At 61.7% G+C, this 1,585-nt stretch carries 1 protein-coding gene; it reads left to right on the forward strand.

Features of this window, described 5'->3' with window-relative positions:
* Window positions 1–256: 256 nt before the first annotated feature.
* Window positions 257–1,525: a DNA-binding domain-containing protein gene (locus OKC40_RS22370; protein ID WP_000179845.1), complete on the forward strand. Its 1,269-nt coding sequence runs from the start codon at window positions 257–259 to the stop codon at window positions 1,523–1,525.
* The last annotated feature ends 60 nt before the right edge of the window (window positions 1,526–1,585 follow it).

Raw genomic sequence — 1,585 nt, forward strand, 5'->3', positions numbered from 1 at the left:
TACGATAAAGCTAGCATGGAAACGATAGGTGCAAGCAAGTTAAGGGTTGCATCGCGCATGTCAATCTAGGCTATACCCTAACTTGATGTCAGGCAGGGCCGCGCCGCTTCGTCAGTGTCATTTTCAGAAGACGACTGCACCAGTTGATTGGGCGTAATGGCTGTTGTGCAGCCAGCTCCTGACAGTTCAATATCAGAAGTGATCTGCACCAATCTCGACTATGCTCAATACTCGTGTGCACCAAAGCGAGGTGAGCATGGCGACGGACACCCCACGGATTCCAGAACAAGGCGTGGCCACTCTGCCTGATGAGGCTTGGGAGCGTGCGCGCCGTCGTGCGGAGATCATCAGTCCGTTGGCGCAGTCGGAGACGGTCGGGCACGAAGCGGCCGATATGGCGGCTCAGGCGCTGGGCTTGTCTCGGCGCCAGGTATACGTTCTGATCCGGCGTGCCCGGCAAGGCAGCGGCCTCGTGACGGATCTGGTGCCCGGCCAGTCCGGTGGAGGTAAAGGTAAGGGGCGCTTGCCGGAACCGGTCGAGCGCGTCATCCACGAGCTACTGCAAAAGCGGTTCCTGACCAAGCAGAAGCGCAGCCTAGCGGCCTTTCACCGCGAAGTCACTCAGGTGTGCAAGGCTCAAAAACTGCGAGTGCCGGCGCGCAATACCGTGGCCTTACGGATCGCTAGCCTTGACCCGCGCAAGGTCATCCGCCGGCGGGAAGGCCAGGATGCCGCTCGTGACCTACAAGGTGTGGGCGGCGAGCCTCCTGCCGTGACCGCGCCGCTGGAGCAGGTGCAGATAGACCATACGGTCATCGACCTGATCGTGGTCGATGACCGCGACCGGCAACCTATTGGCCGCCCGTACCTGACCCTCGCCATCGACGTGTTCACCCGCTGCGTGCTCGGCATGGTCGTCACGCTGGAAGCGCCGTCTGCCGTTTCGGTTGGCCTGTGCCTCGTGCATGTCGCCTGCGACAAGCGCCCTTGGCTGGAAGGACTGAACGTGGAAATGGATTGGCAGATGAGCGGCAAGCCCTTGCTGCTCTACCTAGACAACGCGGCCGAGTTCAAGAGCGAGGCCCTGCGCCGGGGTTGCGAGCAGCATGGCATCCGGCTGGACTATCGCCCGCTGGGACAGCCGCACTATGGCGGCATCGTGGAACGGATCATCGGCACGGCGATGCAGATGATTCACGACGAACTGCCGGGAACGACCTTCTCCAACCCTGACCAGCGCGGCGACTACGATTCCGAAAACAAGGCCGCCCTGACGCTGCGCGAGCTAGAGCGCTGGCTCACATTGGCGGTCGGCACCTACCACGGTTCGGTGCACAACGGCCTGCTCCAACCGCCGGCCGCGCGCTGGGCCGAGGCCGTGGCGCGTGTCGGCGTACCGGCCGTCGTCACACGCGCTACTTCGTTCCTGGTCGATTTTCTGCCGATCCTCCGGCGCACGCTGACCCGCACCGGCTTTGTCATCGACCACATCCACTACTACGCCGATGGGCACTGTTGCAAATAGTCGGTGGTGATAAACTTATCATCCCCTTTTGCTGATGGAGCTGCACATGAACCCATTCAA

This window comes from Aeromonas sp. QDB11 (genome assembly GCF_027705265.1).
GTDB lineage: Bacteria > Pseudomonadota > Gammaproteobacteria > Enterobacterales > Aeromonadaceae > Aeromonas > Aeromonas allosaccharophila.

What these genes read in the sequence shown, in the direction of transcription:
- OKC40_RS22370 (WP_000179845.1), top strand. Translation starts at nt 257, where the DNA reads ATGGCGACGGACACCCCACGGATTCCAGAACAAGGCGTGGCCACTCTG.